At 64.6% G+C, this 17176-nt stretch carries 12 protein-coding genes and 1 tRNA gene; 5 read left to right on the forward strand and 8 right to left on the reverse strand.

Annotation, left to right across the window (positions count from 1 at the left end):
- Position 1: 1 nt before the first annotated feature.
- The 3 genes from ATI53_RS08100 to guaB all read right to left on the reverse strand — a co-directional run bounded on the left by ATI53_RS08100 (position 2) and on the right by guaB (position 5074).
- Positions 2-2302: an ATP-binding response regulator gene (locus ATI53_RS08100; protein ID WP_205912135.1), complete on the reverse strand. Its 2301-nt coding sequence runs from the start codon at positions 2300-2302 to the stop codon at positions 2-4.
- A 161-nt stretch (positions 2303-2463) separates the two neighbouring features.
- On the reverse strand, positions 2464-3618 hold the full coding sequence (locus ATI53_RS08105; protein WP_111550160.1) for an RsmB/NOP family class I SAM-dependent RNA methyltransferase: 1155 nt from the start codon (positions 3616-3618) through the stop codon (positions 2464-2466).
- Positions 3619-3625: 7 nt separating this feature from the next.
- Positions 3626-5074 (reverse strand): IMP dehydrogenase, encoded by a 1449-nt coding sequence (gene guaB / locus ATI53_RS08110; protein WP_009503581.1) that lies wholly within the window; start codon positions 5072-5074, stop codon positions 3626-3628.
- Between the two features lie 195 nt (positions 5075-5269).
- Between guaB and ATI53_RS08115 the strand changes: the two genes are divergently transcribed.
- Entirely contained in the window at positions 5270-6229 is a 960-nt protein-coding gene (locus ATI53_RS08115; RefSeq protein WP_009503582.1) for an agmatinase, read from the forward strand.
- 133 nt (positions 6230-6362) lie between these two features.
- A complete protein-coding gene (locus ATI53_RS08120; RefSeq protein WP_009503583.1) occupies positions 6363-7505 on the forward strand; it encodes a CaiB/BaiF CoA transferase family protein in 1143 nt (380 codons plus the stop codon).
- A gap of 3 nt (positions 7506-7508) precedes the next feature.
- On the opposite strand, the gene prfB is transcribed toward ATI53_RS08120, so the two are convergent.
- From prfB to ATI53_RS08140, 4 genes are all read right to left on the reverse strand, one after another.
- Positions 7509-8630 carry a peptide chain release factor 2 gene (gene prfB / locus ATI53_RS08125; protein ID WP_009503584.1) on the reverse strand — a complete coding sequence of 374 codons (1122 nt, stop codon included), beginning with the start codon at positions 8628-8630 and terminating at the stop codon, positions 7509-7511.
- Between the two features lie 203 nt (positions 8631-8833).
- Positions 8834-11371, reverse strand: coding sequence for a penicillin-binding protein 1A (locus tag ATI53_RS08130; protein ID WP_111550161.1), 2538 nt, complete (start codon positions 11369-11371; stop codon positions 8834-8836).
- A gap of 112 nt (positions 11372-11483) precedes the next feature.
- Positions 11484-12683, reverse strand: coding sequence for an N-acetylmuramoyl-L-alanine amidase (locus tag ATI53_RS08135; RefSeq protein ID WP_009503586.1), 1200 nt, complete (start codon positions 12681-12683; stop codon positions 11484-11486).
- 128 nt (positions 12684-12811) lie between these two features.
- On the reverse strand, positions 12812-13954 hold the full coding sequence (locus tag ATI53_RS08140; RefSeq protein WP_009503587.1) for a pyridoxal phosphate-dependent aminotransferase: 1143 nt from the start codon (positions 13952-13954) through the stop codon (positions 12812-12814).
- Positions 13955-14008: 54 nt separating this feature from the next.
- On the opposite strand from ATI53_RS08140, the gene ATI53_RS23235 reads away from it, so the two are divergent.
- Both ATI53_RS23235 and ATI53_RS22945 read left to right on the forward strand, forming a co-directional pair.
- Positions 14009-14179, forward strand: coding sequence for a hypothetical protein (locus ATI53_RS23235; RefSeq protein WP_009503588.1), 171 nt, complete (start codon positions 14009-14011; stop codon positions 14177-14179).
- A 1238-nt stretch (positions 14180-15417) separates the two neighbouring features.
- Complete coding sequence (locus tag ATI53_RS22945) at positions 15418-15819, forward strand: hypothetical protein (protein WP_146609896.1); 402 nt, start codon at positions 15418-15420, stop codon at positions 15817-15819.
- A gap of 176 nt (positions 15820-15995) precedes the next feature.
- On the opposite strand, the gene ATI53_RS08155 is transcribed toward ATI53_RS22945, so the two are convergent.
- Positions 15996-16070: transfer RNA gene (locus tag ATI53_RS08155), tRNA-Val, on the reverse strand.
- Positions 16071-16405: 335 nt separating this feature from the next.
- Here ATI53_RS08155 and ATI53_RS22950 point away from each other — a divergent pair.
- Positions 16406-17047, forward strand: coding sequence for a hypothetical protein (locus tag ATI53_RS22950; RefSeq protein ID WP_146609897.1), 642 nt, complete (start codon positions 16406-16408; stop codon positions 17045-17047).
- The last annotated feature ends 129 nt before the right edge of the window (positions 17048-17176 follow it).

Consider the following 17176-nt stretch of genomic DNA (forward strand, 5'->3'; position numbering starts at 1 on the left):
GTCAGTTGAGCTGCATGTGCACCGTTTCCGTCAACTGATTCAGCGAAAATGGTTTTGGCAGGAAAATTGAATTGGGGATTTCATTGTCTCCTTCGGCGAATACGTCTTCGGCATAGCCCGAAACAAAGACCACCCGTGTTCCTGGCCGCTGTTCCAGCGCCTTTCGTACCCAGGTGGGGCCGTCAAGGCCTGGCATGACCACATCCGTGACAAAAAGATCCACCTTCATCGAGACATCGTCGAGAAATTCGAGGGCCTCTTCGGCACTGCAGGCCTCGTGGACCGTATAGCCGCGCAATCGTAACGCCCTGGCCGCAAACGCCCTGACAGGGGCTTCGTCCTCGACGAGCAGCACCACGCCGCTGCCGGTGGCGGGCATCTTGCGTTTTTCGACGATTTTCTCGGGGAGCTGGGTTGAAACCGGCACGTCGAACGTCGGGAAAAGAAGCGTGAAACTGCTGCCTTCACCGACCACGCTGTCGACAAAGATGAAACCACCGGTCTGCTTCACGATGCCATAGACGGTCGACAGCCCCAGACCGGTCCCCTCGCCCGTACGTTTGGTTGTGTAGAAGGGTTCAAACACCTTCTGAAGCTTGTCCTGCGGAATCCCCATCCCCTGGTCAGTTACCTTGACGGCGGCATATTGCCCCGGTTCCACGACCGCGCGATTCCGGTGAAGCGGTTCCATGAGCGTCTGGCTAGCGGTTTCGATATGAATCTCGCCACCATCCGGCATGGCGTCGCGGGCATTGACGACAAGGTTCATCATCACCTGTTCCAGCTGGCGCCGATCCCCACGGATCGACGGCAGGACAGGGTCGTGGTTGAGCGTCAGCTGCACCTTTTCGCCCACCAGCCTGTTGAGAAGATGCGTCAGGTCCGAAAGCGTGTCACGCAGATCAAGCACCTCTGGGCGAAGCGTCTGTTTGCGCGAGAAAGCCAGAAGTTGCCCCACCAGAGCAGCGGCGCGGTTGGCGTTCTGGTTGATCTGGACCAGATCGCAGTAATCCGGATCGCCCTGGTCGTGACGCAGCAAGAGCAGATCGCAGTGGCCGGAAATCGCCGTCAGCAGGTTGTTGAAATCATGGGCAACGCCGCCGGCAAGCTGACCGATGGCCTGCATCTTCTGGCTTTGTACGAACTGTGCCTCAAGCGTCTTGAGTTCGGTCGCGTCGTTCAGTACGGCGACCAGTTCGGGCATCCCGTCGATGCGCACACGGGTCAGCGTGACCTGAACGAAAATTTCGCGATCGGACCGGGTCAGGCGAAGAAATTCGGACCTGTGAAGCCCGCGCCCGGCGACGGCTTCGGAAATCCAGCCCCGGATCGACCGCCCAAGCCCCTCCATGAATTCCGACATGTTCCGCCCGTCGGCACGTTCGGTGTCAAGCAGCTTGCAGGCGCCGGGATTGGCCCGCAAGATGGTGCCATCCGGACCGATGCGCAGCAGCGGCACAGGCAGATTGTCGAACCCGTCCGCCGCGCTGCCTTCAACCACCACCGGGTCGATCTGGTCCAGAATGACCTCCTGGCGCCCGATGCCGGTATCGACGCAACGCACGCTGTAGCCCTTGGGGCCCTCGGGTGTGACAAAATGGTGAATACCGCCGTTCTGCAGCGGCGGATCCTCAAGCACGTCGTCCAGACGTTTGATTCGTCGTCCAAGCACCGCGCGGGCGCGACCGTTCATGTAAAGCACGGCCCCGCTGCGCCCGAGCGTCAGAATTGGCGGTTCGTGTTCGCCATCATGCGAATCCTCGAATGCCTTGTCCGTTTCAAACCGCCAGAACCAGTGCCCGCGATCCAGCCGCCGCAACGAAAGCGAGACCCGAGGATCGTTCGCTATCGCCCCTTCGCGCGCAAAACCCGAGCTTTCCGATCGAATGCTGAGGCGGTGCACCAGCGCATCGGCATCGGCGATCCGGGTTGCCAGAAGTTCGGGCAGGGAATCGTCGACAGAGGCGCGCAGCACGTCGACCGCCGCCGTGTTTGCATAGATCACCCGGAACGAGGCATCGGTCGCAAGCGTCGGAACCGGTTCATCCGCAGCGAACCGCTTGAGCGTGGCAAAGGCATCGAGACTGCGCCGCCGCTGGACAAGATATCCTGCGGCGGAAAGCACCGCCATGGTTCCAAAGGCGAAAGCAGCAGCCACACAGGCGACCCGTAAGGCGGCGTCGGTCATCACGATGGCAAGCCCGCCCGAAAACAGCGCGAGCGCCAGCAGCATGGCGGCGCTGCGCAGCACATCGGGTGTCCATTGGGAACGACGCCGCATTGTGGTTGCGATTTCCGACACCTTGCCGCCTTCCTTCCGATCACTTGCGCGAGTCATCGCACAGGAAACATTAACCAATAGTAAACCGGCGAAAGATAGCCCCTCGCAAACCCCGCGCGGGGCAGAATCCTGCCAAACCGCCCAGAATTAACGGAAAATCGAGCTATTTTAAGCGCATGCCGCTAGCCCGGCGCCCGAAGGCAGGCAAGGAAAAAACCGTCCCCGCCGTCGGATGGCAAGAACTGGCGGGACAGTTCAAGCGTCCAGCCCGGCATCTCGGCCAGGGCTGCTTTGATGCGCGCCGTATTCTCGGGCATAAGTACGGAACAGGTCGCATAGGCCAGGGTGCCGCCGGCCCCGACAAGCGGGGCGGCCTGGCGCAGAATGTCCGACTGCGTCTGCAAAAGCGCATCCAACCCATTGGCGGACAAGCGCCATTTTCCTTCGGGCGCCCGCCGCCACGATCCCGCGCCAGAACAGGGTACATCGCACAGCACAAGATCATAGCGCCCCTCTGGCGCCGCCACTGTGCGGATTTGGGCACCGGCGCGCGCCGTGCGGGACGGCAGGTCCTTCATGCGGGCCGGGTCGGCGTCATGCGCTTGGATTTCGGTGCCGGTCCGTGCCGCCATCGCCAGCGCCTTGCCTCCGCCGCCCGCGCAATAATCAAGCACACGAAGCCCCGGCGCAAGCGGCAGCGCATCGACAACCGCCTGGCTCGCCGCGTCTTGCAGTTCGACGAAACCATCGGTGTAAGCCGATGAACGCGACACCGCCCGCGCCCCGCGCGTAACCTCAAGAGCGCCTGACGCCAGCGGATGCGGCTGACTTTCGATGCCATCCGACGCCAGCAGCGCCTGCGCGTCGGACCGCGCGATCCGCGCAAGGTTGACCCGCAGGAAAACCGGCGCACGCTGGCGCAACGCAAGCGCGGTCCCGACCGCCGCGTCGCCAAGGCTTTGCGTCCAGATCGGCAGCAGCCAGTCGGGCAGGTCCAGCGCCTCGCCCCCGCTCGCCGGACGCCCCGCCCCCAACTCATCCGCCGACAGCGGTTCGGGCGCATGGCCGACCCCGGTGAACAGCGTTTGCGGATCCATGCCGTCCTGACGCAGCAGGCCCAGCATTCGCGCCCTGCCCGTTTGCCCGCCCCCGACCGCCGCCGTGGAGCGCCAGCGGCGCAGCACGTCAAAGACGTGGTCGCGCACCGCCGCGCGGTCCTTTGATCCGGCATAGCGCGCGCCGCGCGACCAGCCAAGCAGCGCCTTTTCGGCCGCTGTCCCCTGCGCAATGCGGTCCAGCACTTCCGCCGCCGCCTGAATCCGTGCCGCCGGCGTCATCCTCCGGTCATCCGATCCGATAGTTCGGGGATTCCCGCGTGATTGTCACATCATGCACATGGCTTTCCTTCAGCCCCGCGTTGGTAATCCTTACGAATGAACAGTCCTTGCGCATGTCGGCCACGGTCGCATTGCCGGTATAGCCCATCGCCGCGCGCAGGCCGCCCACAAGCTGGTGGATCACCGCGCCCGCGGACCCCTTGTAGGGCACCTGCCCTTCGATGCCTTCCGGCACCAGCTTGTCGCTCGCCGCATCCTTCTGGAAATACCGGTCGGCCGAGCCGCGCGCCATGGCGCCAAGCGAGCCCATGCCGCGATAGGCCTTGAACGAGCGGCCCTGGTACAGGATGACCTCGCCGGGGGATTCATCCGTGCCCGCGATCATGCTGCCAACCATGGCACAGGACGCCCCCGCGGCGATCGCCTTGGCGAAATCGCCCGAGAACTTGATGCCGCCGTCCGCGATCACCGGAACGTCTCCGGCCGCCCTGGCGCAATCCATCACCGCGGTGAGCTGAGGCACCCCGACCCCGGCCACCATCCGCGTGGTGCAGATCGATCCCGGCCCGATGCCGACCTTGACCGCATCCGCGCCCGCGTCGATCAGCGCGCGGGTGGCATCATAGGTGGCGACGTTGCCGGCGATCACCTGCACCTCGTTGGACAGCCGCTTGGCGCGGGCGACCGCCTCCAGCACGCCGGCGGAATGGCCATGCGCGGTATCGACGACCAGAATGTCGACGCCCGCATCCACCAGCGCCCCGGACCGTTCCAGCCCGGAGTCGCCGACGCCTGTCGCCGCGGCGACGCGCAGCCGGCCCAGCCCGTCCTTGCAGGCGGTCGGGTTGAGCACCGCCGTTTCGGTATCCTTCAGCGTCAGCAGTCCGGTCAGCTTGCCGCTGGCATCCGTCACCAGCAGCTTTTCGATCCGACGCGCGCGCATCAGGCTGATTGCCTCGTCGCGATCCGCCGGTTCGCGCAGGATCGCAAGCCGTTCCGACGTCATCATCACCCGCACCGGCGTATCGTCCTGCTGGGCAAAGCGCATGTCGCGGTTGGTGACGATGCCGACCACATGGTGATTCTGGTCGACGACCGGAAAGCCGGTGAACCCGTAACGGTCGGTCAGGGCCTTGGCATCGGCCAGCGTCTGATCGGGGGTCAGTGTCACGGGGTTGTAGACGATACCGGATTCGAACCGCTTGACGCGGCGCACCTGACGGGCCTGTTCGTCAACGGACAGATTCTTGTGGATCACCCCGATGCCGCCGGCCTGGGCCATGGTGATGGCCATGCGCTCCTCGGTCACGGTGTCCATCGCCGAACTCAGCAACGGGATGTTCAGCGCTATGGACCGCGTCACCCAGGTCCGGGTGTCGGCGGTGCTGGGCAGCACGCTGGATGCGGCGGGAACGAGAAGGACATCGTCGAAGGTGAGGGCCTCGCGAATCTCCATGGGGCAGCTCCTTGGGAGGGGATCGGTTGGCACGTCCCTATTGCATGGATGTGCCCGAGGGGAAAGGGCGAAAGGGCACGGCCGACGCCCCCGCCCGCCGCCGCGACGGCGAACCCGGTCCGGCCCCGCCTGCGGCGCCACTCTTGCCCGCGCCGTCAATTCCGGCCACCTTCGCCCCGAAGAAGGAAACCGAACATGGCCCATGGATACGAAGGCGGGCGCCTTGACCTGCCTTTTACCGGCATCTGCACCTTTGCCAGAAAGCCCCACGTCGCGGACTGGTCGCGGATCGACGCGGACGCCGCCATCCTCGGCGCGCCGTTCGATGCGGGCACCCAGTGGCGCGCCGGGGCACGGTTCGGGCCGCGCGGCGTGCGCGAGGCCTCGACCCTGTTCAGCTTCGGCCACGCCGGGGCCTACGACCACGAAGACGACACCACCTACCTTGGCCCCGATGTGCGCATCGTCGATATGGGCGACGCCGACATCATTCACACCGACACCACGCAAAGCCACGCCAACATCCGCGCCGGGGTGACGGCAGCGCTGAAAGCCGGCGTCCTCCCGGTTGTCATCGGCGGAGACCATTCGGTCAACATCCCCTGCATCGAGGCGTTCGGGGGCAGCGCGCCCATTCATCTGCTTCAGATCGACGCCCATCTGGATTTCGTCGATGTCCGCCACGGGGTCACGCGCGGCCACGGCAACCCGATGCGCCGCGCCGCCGAAAAGCCCCATGTCAGCGGGTTGACGCAGGTCGGCATCCGCAACGTGTCATCGACCGCGCGCGAGGGCTACGACGCCGCACGCGCCATGGGCTCGGACATCCTGTCGGTGCGCCAGGCGCGCAAGCTGGGCCCCGCGGGTGTCGCCGCGCGCCTGCCAAAGGGCGCGCCGGTCTACATCACGCTGGACATCGACGCGTTCTGCCCGTCGATCGCGCCGGGCACCGGAACGCCAAGCCATGGCGGATTTCTGTATTACGATGTGCTGGAACTGTTGCAGCAGGTCACGCGGGCCCATGACATCGTCGGCATCGACCTGGTCGAGGTCGCGCCCGACTACGACCCCACCGGATCGACGTCGATCCTGGCGGCGCAGGTGCTGATGAACCTGCTGGGGTTTGTGTTTCATGCTCGCAAGGCAGGCGCCTGAGGTCACAACCGAAACGTGTGCGCAACGCCCGCGCGGCAAAATCGGGCGGCCCCGCGCAAATCGCTTGCGGCGCCCGCGACGCTCGTGACAGCCTGCCCCAGAGCAGTCCCCGACAGCAGAGAGCCAAAGGCCCATGTCGCTACCCCTTTCCGGCGTCACGATCGTCGATTTCACCCGGATTCTGTCCGGGCCATTCGCCACCATGATCCTGGCCGACCTTGGCGCGACGGTCATCAAGATCGAACGTCCCGGCAGCGGCGACGGCGCGCGCACGCTGCCCCCGCTCAAGGATGGCAAATCGGGATATTTCGCCGCCGTGAACCGGGGCAAACGGTCGCTGGCGCTGGATTTCGACATCGACACCGACCGTGCCCTGCTGGACCGCATCATCGCGCGCGCCGACGTGCTGGTCGAAAACTTCCGCCCCGGCGTGATGGACCGGCGCAACCTTGGGTGGGAACTGCTGCACGCGCGCCACCCCGAGCTTGTCTATGCCTCGGTCACGGGCTTCGGGCAGACCGGCCCGGATGCCAAACGCGCCGCCTATGACGTGATCGTGCAGGCCCGGTCGGGGCTGATGGACCGCACCGGCACACAAGAGGTGCCGCGCCGCGCGGGCAGCAGCTTTGGCGATCTGTCGGGGGGCATGTTTCTGGCGCAGGGCATTCTTGCGGCGCTGTATGACCGCGCCCGCACCGGCCTTGGACGGCGGGTCGATGTCAGCATGCTGGATGCTCAGCTTGCGCTGATGGAACAGGCGGTGCCGCGCGCGGCCATGGGGGCGACGCCGCCGCCCCACCCCAGCCGCCATCCGGCCATCGCCCCGTGCGAGGCGATTCAGGCTTCGGACGGCTCCTTCGTGCTGGCGGCCGGAACCGAGGCACAGTTCGAACGGCTCTGTCTGGTGCTCGACCTGCCCATCGCCGGCGATGCGCGGTTCGCGGACAACGCCGCCCGGCTGGCCAACGCGCGCCTGCTCAAGCGGCTGATAGAGGCGGTTACCCTGGATCATACCCGCAGCCACTGGCTGCCCCGGATGACCGCCGCCGGAGTGCCCTGCGCGCCGATCCAAGCGATGGATCAGGTGATGAAGGACCCGCAACTTGGCGCGCGCAACATGATCGTCGATGTGCTCGACCGCTACGGGCGCGCCAGCTTCAAGGCCGCCGGCAATCCGATCAAGATGTCGGGCATGGAAGATCCCCCCGCGCGCCCCGCCGCCCCCGAGCTTGACGGCAACCGGGCGGACATCCTGCGGTGGCTGGAAAAGGGCTAGCCCTCAATCCCCCTGCGCATCCGCCCGCGATTTGCCCGATGCCTGCTGCGCCAGCGTCGCCGCCATGAACGGGTCAAGAGCGCCGTCCAGAACCCCTTGCGTGTCGCTGGTTTCGTGGCTGGTGCGCAAATCCTTGACCATCTGGTAGGGCTGTAACACATAAGACCGGATCTGGTTGCCCCAGCCCGCATCGCCCTTGGCCTCGTGCTGGGCGTTGATCTCGGCGTTCCGCCGGTCCAGCTCCATCTGATACAGCCGCGATTTCAGCGCCTTCATCGCAATGTCACGGTTCTGATGCTGCGATTTTTCCGAACTGGTCACGACGATATTGGTGGGGATGTGGGTGATCCGCACCGCCGAATCGGTGGTGTTGACGTGCTGCCCCCCCGCCCCCGAAGAGCGATAGGTGTCGATGCGGATGTCGCTGGGATTGACCTCGATCTCGATATTGTCATCCACCACCGGATAAACCCAGACCGATGCAAACGACGTCTCGCGCGTGCCCTTGCCAAAGGGCGAGATCCGCACCAGCCGGTGAACCCCGGATTCCGATTTCAGCCAGCCATAGGCGTTCTGACCGGAAATCTTGTACCCACAGGATTTGATCCCGGCCTCGGCGCCCGCCTCCTCGAACTGAAGCTCCACCTCATAGCCGCGCTTTTCGGCCCAGCGGACATACATCCGCTGCAACATCGCCGCCCAGTCGCAGGCCTCGGTACCGCCGGCGCCTGCGTTGATCTCCAGGAATGTGTCGTTGCCATCGGCTTCCCCGTCCAGCAACGCCTCCAACTCCTTCTGGGCCGCTTTTTCCGATAACGTGGCCAGCGCGCCCTCGGCATCCGACACCACATCGGCATCGTCTTCCATCTCGCCCAGTTCGATCAGTTCAAGGTTGTCCGAAAGATCCTGCTTGATGGAATGATAGGTCTCCATCGCATCGACTAGCATCTGGCGGTCACGCATCAGCTTTTGCGCCGCGGCCGGATCGTCCCACAGGTTGGGATCCTCGACACGGGCGTTGAATTCCTCAAGCCGATGCGGCGCGGTTTCCCAGTCAAGACGCTGCCCCAGCAGGTTCAGCGACTTTTCGATCCGGTCGACGGTCTTCTGGGTTTCGGCGCGCATGGCAAGTCTCTTTCACGGTTCGCGGGCAAGGTTCGCGGGTGGTCAGGGCGACATAAACCAGCCGCCCCGCCCCTTCAAGCGCCGCACGCATGCCCAACGCGCCACGCCCGCCCTTCACCTTGCCAGAAAAACTCCGGGGGTGAGGCCGCATGGCCGAGGGGGCAGCGCCCCCAGCACCCTTGCGGCCAGAGGCGCGCCGCGGATCAGTACAGCCCGCCCGACGACAACGTGCCGAAACTTGCCTTCGGGCCCACGACGGCCTTCTTCCCGGTCGAGGTGGTGACTTCACGCGCCCGGCTCGACCCGTCGGGCTGGATCACGTCGAAATTGCCCGACATCGCCCAGCCCCCATCCAGCGCCACGCCGAACATCGGTTCTTCGCCCCGGCGGAAACATTCCGAAACCACGTTGCCACCGCTGGCGTTCGGGCCAAGCCGCGCGCCGGTGAAACGGTCGATGTTCATGAATTCGCAGGCCTCGGGCACCTTGAACTTGCCGCCGCCGTATTTCCTGACCGCCTGCGTCATGAACCGCTGGAACACCGGCCCGCACATCGACGCGCCATACGCGCTCCGCCCCAGCGGGCGCGGCGTGTCGTAGCCGATGTAGCAGCCCGCAACGATATTGCTGGTGAAGCCGATGAACCACACGTCCTTGGCATCGTTGGTGGTGCCGGTCTTGCCCGCCGTCGGCACGCCCAGGTCGACCACGCCCGACGCCGTACCGCGCTGCACCACGCCCTGCATCATGGATGTCAGCTGATAGGCGGTCACCGGGTCCATCATCCGGTCGCGGTTATCGACGATGCGTGGCCCGCGCCCCGGCGGCAGGTTCGGATCGGCGCAATCCTCGCAGACCCGTTCGTTGCCCTTGGCGAATTCGTGGTTATAGATCGTGCGTCCCCAGCGGTCCTGCACCCGGTCCACCAGCGTCGGTTCGACCTTTTCGCCGCCATTGGCAAACTGCGCATAGGCCGAGATCATCTTGAACAGCGTCGTTTCATCCGCGCCAAGCGCGTTGGCCAACACCCGCCCCATGCGGTCGTAGACGCCGAATTTTTCCGCGTAGCGCGCCACCGTGTCCATGCCGATTTCCTGCGCAAGGCGGATGGTCATCAGGTTGCGTGACTGCTCGATGCCGGTGCGCAGCGGTGTGGGCCCGTAATAGGTGTTGGACGAGTTCCTGGGCCGCCATACACCCTGCGGCGTGTCGATCTCGATCGGGGCGTCGATGATGATGGTGGACGGCGCGTAGCCCGAATCCAGCGCCGCGGCATAGACGAACGGTTTGAACGAAGACCCCGGCTGGCGCATCGCCTGCGTGGCGCGGTTGAAGACCGAATCCTGATAGCTGAATCCGCCCTGCATTGCGATCACGCGCCCGGTGTTTACATCCATCGCCATGAACGCGCCCTGCACCTTGGGGACCTGCCGCAGGGTCCAGCGGATGAAACTGCCATCGCTGTCCTGGGTCATTTCGCGCACATGAACCACATCGCCACGGTCGAAATTGTCGAAAAAACTGCCCCGCAGCCAGGCGATGTCGCTGCGCGGCACATCGGTGCCGCGCGCGTCATCCGCGGCAATGCCTTCGATGCCAAGGCGCATCGACTGGTCGCCCACCTCCAGCACCACCGCCGGCAGCCATTTGCTTTCAAGGTCGATGTCGCGCGCAACGGGCGTGCCGGCCAGTGCCTCGCGCCAGGCGGTCTCGGTGCCAAGCTGATCCTCGGGAATGGTCTTGCCGGTGCCGTTCCAGCGGCCAAGACCCCTGTCATACTGTTCCAGCGCGATGCGCAGGCTTTCGGCGGCCTGCACCTGCATCTCGGGGTCGAGCGTGGCGCGCACCGACAACCCGCCGGAAAAGAATTCGCCCTCGCCGAAATCCTGCGTCAGCTGGCGGCGGATCTCGTCGGTAAAATAGTCGCGCGGCGGCAGCGACCGGTGATAGGGCTGGTAATCGCCGTTCTGCACCGACAGCAGCGGCTTGGCGACCTCGACGTCATAGACCCCTTGGGTGATATAGCCGTTTTCGCGCATTTCGCGCAGCACATAGTCGCGGCGCTGAAGCAGGCGTTCCTTGTTTCGCACCGGATGAAAATCCGACGGCGCCTTGGGCATCGACGCCAGAAAGGCGGCCTCGTTGGGTTCAAGCTCGGTCAGCGACTTGTTGAAATAGGTCTGGGCGGCGGCGGTGACGCCATAGGAATTCTGCCCCAGGAAGATTTCGTTCAGGTACAGTTCAAGGATCTTGTCCTTGCTCAGCGCGCCTTCGACGCGGGACGCCAGGATGATCTCCTTGATCTTGCGCTCGGCGCGGCGGTCGCCCGACAGCAGGAAGTTCTTCATCACCTGCTGGGTGATCGTCGAGGCCCCGCGCACATCGCGCCCGCGCGAGCGCACCGCGTCGAAGGCCGCCGCCGCGATGCCGCGCACGTCATAGCCCTGGTGGTCGTAGAAATTCTTGTCCTCGGCGGAAATGAACGCCTCTTTCACCAGATCGGGGATCTGATCCGCCGGGGTGAAGATGCGCCGCTCCTGCGCGAATTCGTCGATCACCCGCCCTTCGGTGGAATAGATCCGACTGATGGTCGGGGGGGTGTATTGCGCAAGGCTCTCGTAGCTCGGCAAATCCTGCCCGTAGATCCAGAACACCGCGCCGATGGTCACCGCCACCATGGTGATGCCCAGCGTGATGAGGCTGAAGATACCGCCGAAGAAAGAGAGAATGAACCGAGTCACATGGGCCGCCTTTCAGGATTGCCGGTCCCCTTATACCGTCTGTCGTCCACGGTCAAAACACACGCAGCCGTGATGGCGCAAGATCGCCCGCGCCAAGGCACCCGCACCAGGGTCACTGGCGGCGCAGACGGGCCAATGCGGCATCCTCGATCGCCCATGCAGCGATCCCGTCACGAATACCCGCCGCCATACCCGCGCGCCAATAGGGGTCTTGCAGATTGGTCCGGTCGCGTGCGGTGGACAGGAACCCAAGCTCGATCAGGACCGAGGGGATGTCGGCAGCCTTGAGCACCGAAAATCCGGCCCGGCGCAACGGCCGCTTGTGCACCTCGCCAACGGCGTTCTCGATCCCGCCAAGAAGGTGCCGCGCCAGCGACAGACTGCGCGGGCTGTTGTCCAGACGCGCAATATCCAGCAGCACGTCGGCGATGCGGTCGTCGGACCCCGACAGGTCGAGGCCAGCAAGGATGTCGTCGCGGTCGTGCCGCTCGGCAAGCGCGGCCGAGGCGGCGTCCGACGCGTTTTCGTCCAGCATGTAGACCGACGCCCCGTGCGCGATGCCCTCTTCGATGGCGTCAGCGTGCAGCGAAACGAACAGATCGGCGCGGGCGTCATGCGCCGCAGCGACACGCCCTTCGAGCGAAATGAACACATCATCGTCGCGCGTCAACATCACCGCGAAGCCGGCCCTGCGCAGCACATCCCTCAGTTCGCGCGCAAAGGTCAGCATCAGCTCGGCTTCCTGCACCCCGCCACGTTCGGCGCCGGGGTCAATACCGCCATGGCCGGGGTCCAACACGATTCGCAGCGGAGCATCGGCGCCGCGCGACGGTGCCTTCAGCGTGACTTGCGGCAGGTCCCAGCGCGGGTCGCGCGGCGCGCCGGAACTGGCGCGCATGTCCTCAACGGTGGCGCCGCGCAGAGTGATGGCAAGCGCCGCACGCCCGGAGGCGTCATCAACACGCATCCCCGCCCGGTCGATCAGCATGGGGGCGTTCAATACCGCGACAAGCCGCGACCACCCGGCGCTGAACGGCCCCATGCGCAGGGTTTTCACCGCATCGGAGTGTACCATCGCCTTGGAGTCGGCCCCGGTCCAGTCGACCTCGCGAAAGTCCAGAACAAGGCGCGGCGGGTCGGTCAGGGTAAAGGCGCGCCACGGCACACCTTGGCTGAGATCGAGCGTCAGCTCGGCCCCGTTCCGTGCGTCGGCAATGCCCCCCGCGACGAACATCGCCCGTCCGCCCAGGTCCTGCGCGACGGCGGCATGGGCAAGAAACAGCCCGAAAAAGCCAGCTAGAATCCTGCTCATGTGTCTGCCTGATCTTTTCCCGACGCTACCACGACGAAGATTTTTCGTACGAAAAATCTTCTTGTCCACCCGCGACAGCCTCGCCCCGGCTACCCCGGACAGGATTTTTCGCACGAAAAATCCTGTCTCTAGCGCGCGGCCATGAACGCTTTGAGCCGATCCAGCCCTTCGGCGATTTCGGCGGTGTCGCGCGCATAGGAGAAGCGCAACGTCCCGTGCCCCCGAGCGGGGTCGAAATCCAACCCGGGCGTGACCGCGACCCCTGCCTTTTCAAGGATTTCGGCCGCGAAAGCGCGGCTGTCCTGCGTCAGATCCCCGACATCCGCATAGATGTAAAAGGCCCCGTCCGGAGGTGCAATGCGATCAAACCCAATACCCGGCAGCTCCCGAAGCATCATTGCGCGGTTTCGGGCATACACCGCGAGGTTTGCATCCAGCGCATCCACGGCATCCATCGCATGCAGCGCCGCGACCTGAGCGGCATGGGGCGGGCAGATGAACAGGTTTTGCGCAAGCCGTTCGATCTGGCGGACCTGCCCTTCGGGCACCACCAGCCAGCCCACGCGCCAGCCGGTCATGCAGAAATACTTGGAAAACGAATTGATGACGCAGACATCATCCGAAAGTTCCAGCGCGCTTACCGAGGGGGTTTCGTGTTCGATCCCGTGGTAGATCTCATCCGACAGGAAAGCCGCATTGCGCCCTTTGCAGACATCAATCAGGGCACCAAGCGCATCGCGACCCAGCATCGTGCCGGTCGGGTTGGCGGGCGAGGCCATGAGAAGGCCCTGAAAATCCACGCCCTCCAGGTCCTGAGGCACCAGCTGATAGCCATTACTGGCAGCCGCTTCGATTTCAGCGGGCACCAGATCGAGCGCCTTGAGGATCTGGCGATAGGACGGGTACCCCGGTCGTCCCAAGGCCACGCGGTCGCCCGCATCGAAAAGCGCTGTAAACGCCAGCACGAACCCGCCCGAAGACCCCGGCGTCACCGCCACCCGCGCCGGATCGAGGTCGACCCCGTGCCGTTCGCCGTAGTGACGCGCGATCCGCGCCCGCAATTCGGGCAGCCCAAGCGCGACGGTGTAGCCCAGCGGATCGCTTTGCATCCGGCTGGCGAGCGCATCCAGCGCCTCTTGGGGCGCGCCCGCCGAGGGCTGACCCACCTCCATATGGATAATGTGGCGCCCCGAGGCTTCCGCGCGGCGCGCGGATTCCATGACATCCATCACGATGAAGGGGTCAACGGCCCCCCGGCTTGAGTTTCGCATCCCGCTCTCCCATGCTGGCGCACCATCGCATAGGGGCCTTCCGACAGAGGGTCAATGTCCACCGCCATCTATACGCCTGTCGACCCGCTTCGCCGCCTGGCGCGTGCCACGATCGTGAGGCCCGGCGCATCGCCTGCGCGGGCGGTCGCCGTGCTGCGTGACGCCGTCATGGAAAACACGCTGGACCGGCTTGCGCCGCCAGAGGTCCGCAGCGATCTGCGGTGATCTCCTGCGTCGATTCCAGCCCGCCAAACCTGCGTATCGTGAGTGTCAGCGCCGATCGGATCAACGCCAGTATCGACGATCCTCTGACGATCTTTGGCAAATCGGGCCAATTATCCAGACGTGAGCGCGCCGAACGATCGCAGGTCGGGATCGCACATAAGGCTGCGCTTGGCGCCAACGGCCATGTCGCGCATCGACTTGGAAGCGTCCGCCATCGCCGCCCCGACACAAGCTGACCGCTGGTCATCCCCGGCCATCGCAAAACAGACCGACCGATGCGGCTGCGACCGGAACGGGGGGTCATGCTGATCGGGGGGGCAGAGATGCGCCGGCACGTTTTCATCTTCAACCCGGCGGCGGCTATGGCCCAGCCCGCCAAGATCCCCGAAGGGAACCTTGAATGGGACGTTATCAATGGAAACAGCTGCGCCGGGACTTGGCGCCGTGGGGCCGCTGCTCGCGATCCGCATCAAGTCTCGATATCACAAAATGCACTGGTGTTGCGGCAACCCGAGACGCCTCCAGCGCCGCTGCGGGCATCGAGTTCAGCACCGGCAAGCCGCCCCGTCCGCGGGGCTGAACGGATCGGAGCCGAACGCAAGCCCGGTCACGAGGCACAGGACAACCGCCAGCTGGTTGGGGACGCGCTCAAGTCCGGGGCGGACAAGAGCGGCCGGGCTGACGTTGGGCGCGCCGACCGGGCGCACGCAGACACCGGGCGCGGGATCGTGTTCGACATGTGCAAGGCGTTTGGCCCACGCACGGACAGCGGGTTCCAGCTGCGCAATCGTGGCACGGTGCTGCGCGGGTGCGAGGTGGCGTACAACATTTCGACGGCATCGTCGGGCGGCTCGACCATTCCGGACGACGCGTCGAAAACCCGGATGTGCATGACAACGGGCGCAACGGCGTCTCTTCGATACATCCGGTGGATATCATCGGCGGCGAGATCGTCAACAACGCCCTGTCATCCGCTGAGCGTCGCGTCCCCGGCGGGCGGGTGTTTGGCACGACACTTCGGGCGAACCTGTCTGGGACGGGGGCGAACACGGTGATCTTTCTCCCCGAGGTCGTTTCGGATGGCGGCAGCCAGTCTGATCTGGTGCTCGACGGGGTCGACTGCCCGCTGACCAACGCCGGGCAATGGATGATCGAGAAAGAGCTGGCGCTACTGCCAGGAGATCGTCATCGCCAACTCGAACTACGCGGGGTTCAGCGACAACCTGGTGCGGGGCAGCATGAACAGCGGCGAGATCGGCCCGCGCCGCAGCAACCCCGCGCCGCAGCGACAATGTCACCACATCGACCATCGCCAACCGGGCTGGGCGCGTCACGCTGTCGTCCGGCGCTGCGACTGTCGAGTGGGGGCTGGAGGGGTGAAGGGCGCCCTGAACGGGGCCTTGAACGCTCCCTGCCTGGAAAACGGCGTTGCTGAAAAAGCTGATGTCAAACTTGCAATGATATGTGGCTCGCTACAGCGATTATGTCGAGAGTCTGGCGGAGGCCACGGTTCATCTGTTCAGCCGCGCATTTGGAATCGCGGCCTGTTTTATCTGACGCACTACCGCTCTTACGTCCTTTTCCGAAGCCACTCGGCCAACGCCCAAAATCGCTTTATTCAAAAAACCAATGACCGCTGACGACACCTAAGCACGTTTAACGACGCTTGTCCGCCGCTGGCCCGGTGTTTCTGTCGGGTTACGGCAGCACATGCCGGACGCTGTGGATGTCCTCGATTTTGCGGCATAGAATCGCGGCGCTCAGGTTCACGGAACCGGAAAGCGCTTCGTTAGCTGCCGCCAAGCTAATGAAATAATGGTGGGTGATAAGGGATTTGAACCCCTGACATCTTCGATGTGAACGAAGCGCTCTACCACTGAGCTAATCACCCGGTAGCCGGCCTATTAATGGAACCCTTTGGGGGACGCAAGAGGGCAGTCGCCACCTTTATCGATGATGTGAATGTCTCTCCCGACGGCATCGCATCGGGCTGGTGCGATGAGTCCTTAGCCAAACCATCACAAGGGAAAAGAGCATCCCCGATCGGCAAATTCCTGAAAAAGTTTGGATAGATCCTGTGCTGCTTGCCGGTTTCTGGTTCCTGGACGATCAGCACCAGTCGCATGCGACTGAGCAGCCACCGCACATGGTGCCGCCCGGACTCAGACCCATCCCGCGGCATATGACAGCCCTCTGCCGCGAGCCGTATCAGGGTGTTTCAGGGAAGTGCGCGCCAATGATTCCCCCGATTGCCAGAGTCTCGGCGCTTTCACCCTGTGGATGGCAGCACAGGCTGGTGCGCGCCAGCCGCAGCAATCTGCACTGCCGCCGGACACTGAGATCGGGACAATCCTGCGTCACCGCGTTTTGCCCCCGGTGCCGGGAATGAGACCGGAGGCTTCCGGCAAGGCACCCCGTCCCACGGCGACATGGCCGATTCTGGCGTGCAGCTTCGCGTCGTTCCTTTCGGAGATCGTCGGCTCGGCGGACGAGACACCATCGAACGCAGATGCCATGTTCGCAGTCGCCGTCTTCGTCCACCCGCCGATCATGGTCGGGTGGCTGCCGTCCGTCCTGGACAGTCCAGCGGTCGTCAGATCCTCGCGCCTGGCTTCAAGGGCCGTTTTCGTCCTGAACTCCGCCGAATATCGCTGTCGTTTCGTCATCTCCGGCCTGTTCTTTCCCAGACGCCGAAGCTTGGCGATTGCTCCGAAATGCTGCGATCTGCGCTTCGTGGACGAGTTCACGCGCAAGGTCCTGGCCTGGCACATCTTGAACACGCCGGAAGCTGATTTCTGCGTCGCCGCGCTGGCCGAAGCGGGCGTTTCACCCATCGCGCGGGCGGTTTCGCCGGATGAAGCGGCCTGATTCTCGCCGCGACGCGCGCGATCGAACCGGATGCGATTTCGACCGCGCGACTGGATGTCACGGGCAGTCTCGACGACCGCAAGGAGGTGGTCCTTGCGCCAGATGGCGATGGATCGCGGCGCCCCTTCA

The organism is Salipiger aestuarii (genome assembly GCF_003259905.1).
In the GTDB taxonomy this organism is placed as follows: Bacteria; Pseudomonadota; Alphaproteobacteria; order Rhodobacterales; family Rhodobacteraceae; genus Salipiger; species Salipiger aestuarii.

Coding starts and splice junctions, on each gene's coding strand:
- guaB (WP_009503581.1), bottom strand. CDS start 5,074: ATGGAGATTCGCGAGGCCCTCACCTTCGACGATGTCCTTCTCGTTCCC.
- prfB (WP_009503584.1), bottom strand. CDS start 8,630: ATGCGCGCCGAAACCCAGAAGACCGTCGACCGGATCGAAAAGTCGCTG.
- ATI53_RS08120 (WP_009503583.1), top strand. CDS start 6,363: ATGTCGCTACCCCTTTCCGGCGTCACGATCGTCGATTTCACCCGGATT.
- ATI53_RS22945 (WP_146609896.1), top strand. CDS start 15,418: ATGAACAGCGGCGAGATCGGCCCGCGCCGCAGCAACCCCGCGCCGCAG.
- ATI53_RS08115 (WP_009503582.1), top strand. CDS start 5,270: ATGGCCCATGGATACGAAGGCGGGCGCCTTGACCTGCCTTTTACCGGC.
- ATI53_RS23235 (WP_009503588.1), top strand. CDS start 14,009: ATGTCCACCGCCATCTATACGCCTGTCGACCCGCTTCGCCGCCTGGCG.
- ATI53_RS08140 (WP_009503587.1), bottom strand. CDS start 13,954: ATGCGAAACTCAAGCCGGGGGGCCGTTGACCCCTTCATCGTGATGGAT.
- ATI53_RS08105 (WP_111550160.1), bottom strand. CDS start 3,618: ATGACGCCGGCGGCACGGATTCAGGCGGCGGCGGAAGTGCTGGACCGC.
- ATI53_RS08135 (WP_009503586.1), bottom strand. CDS start 12,683: ATGAGCAGGATTCTAGCTGGCTTTTTCGGGCTGTTTCTTGCCCATGCC.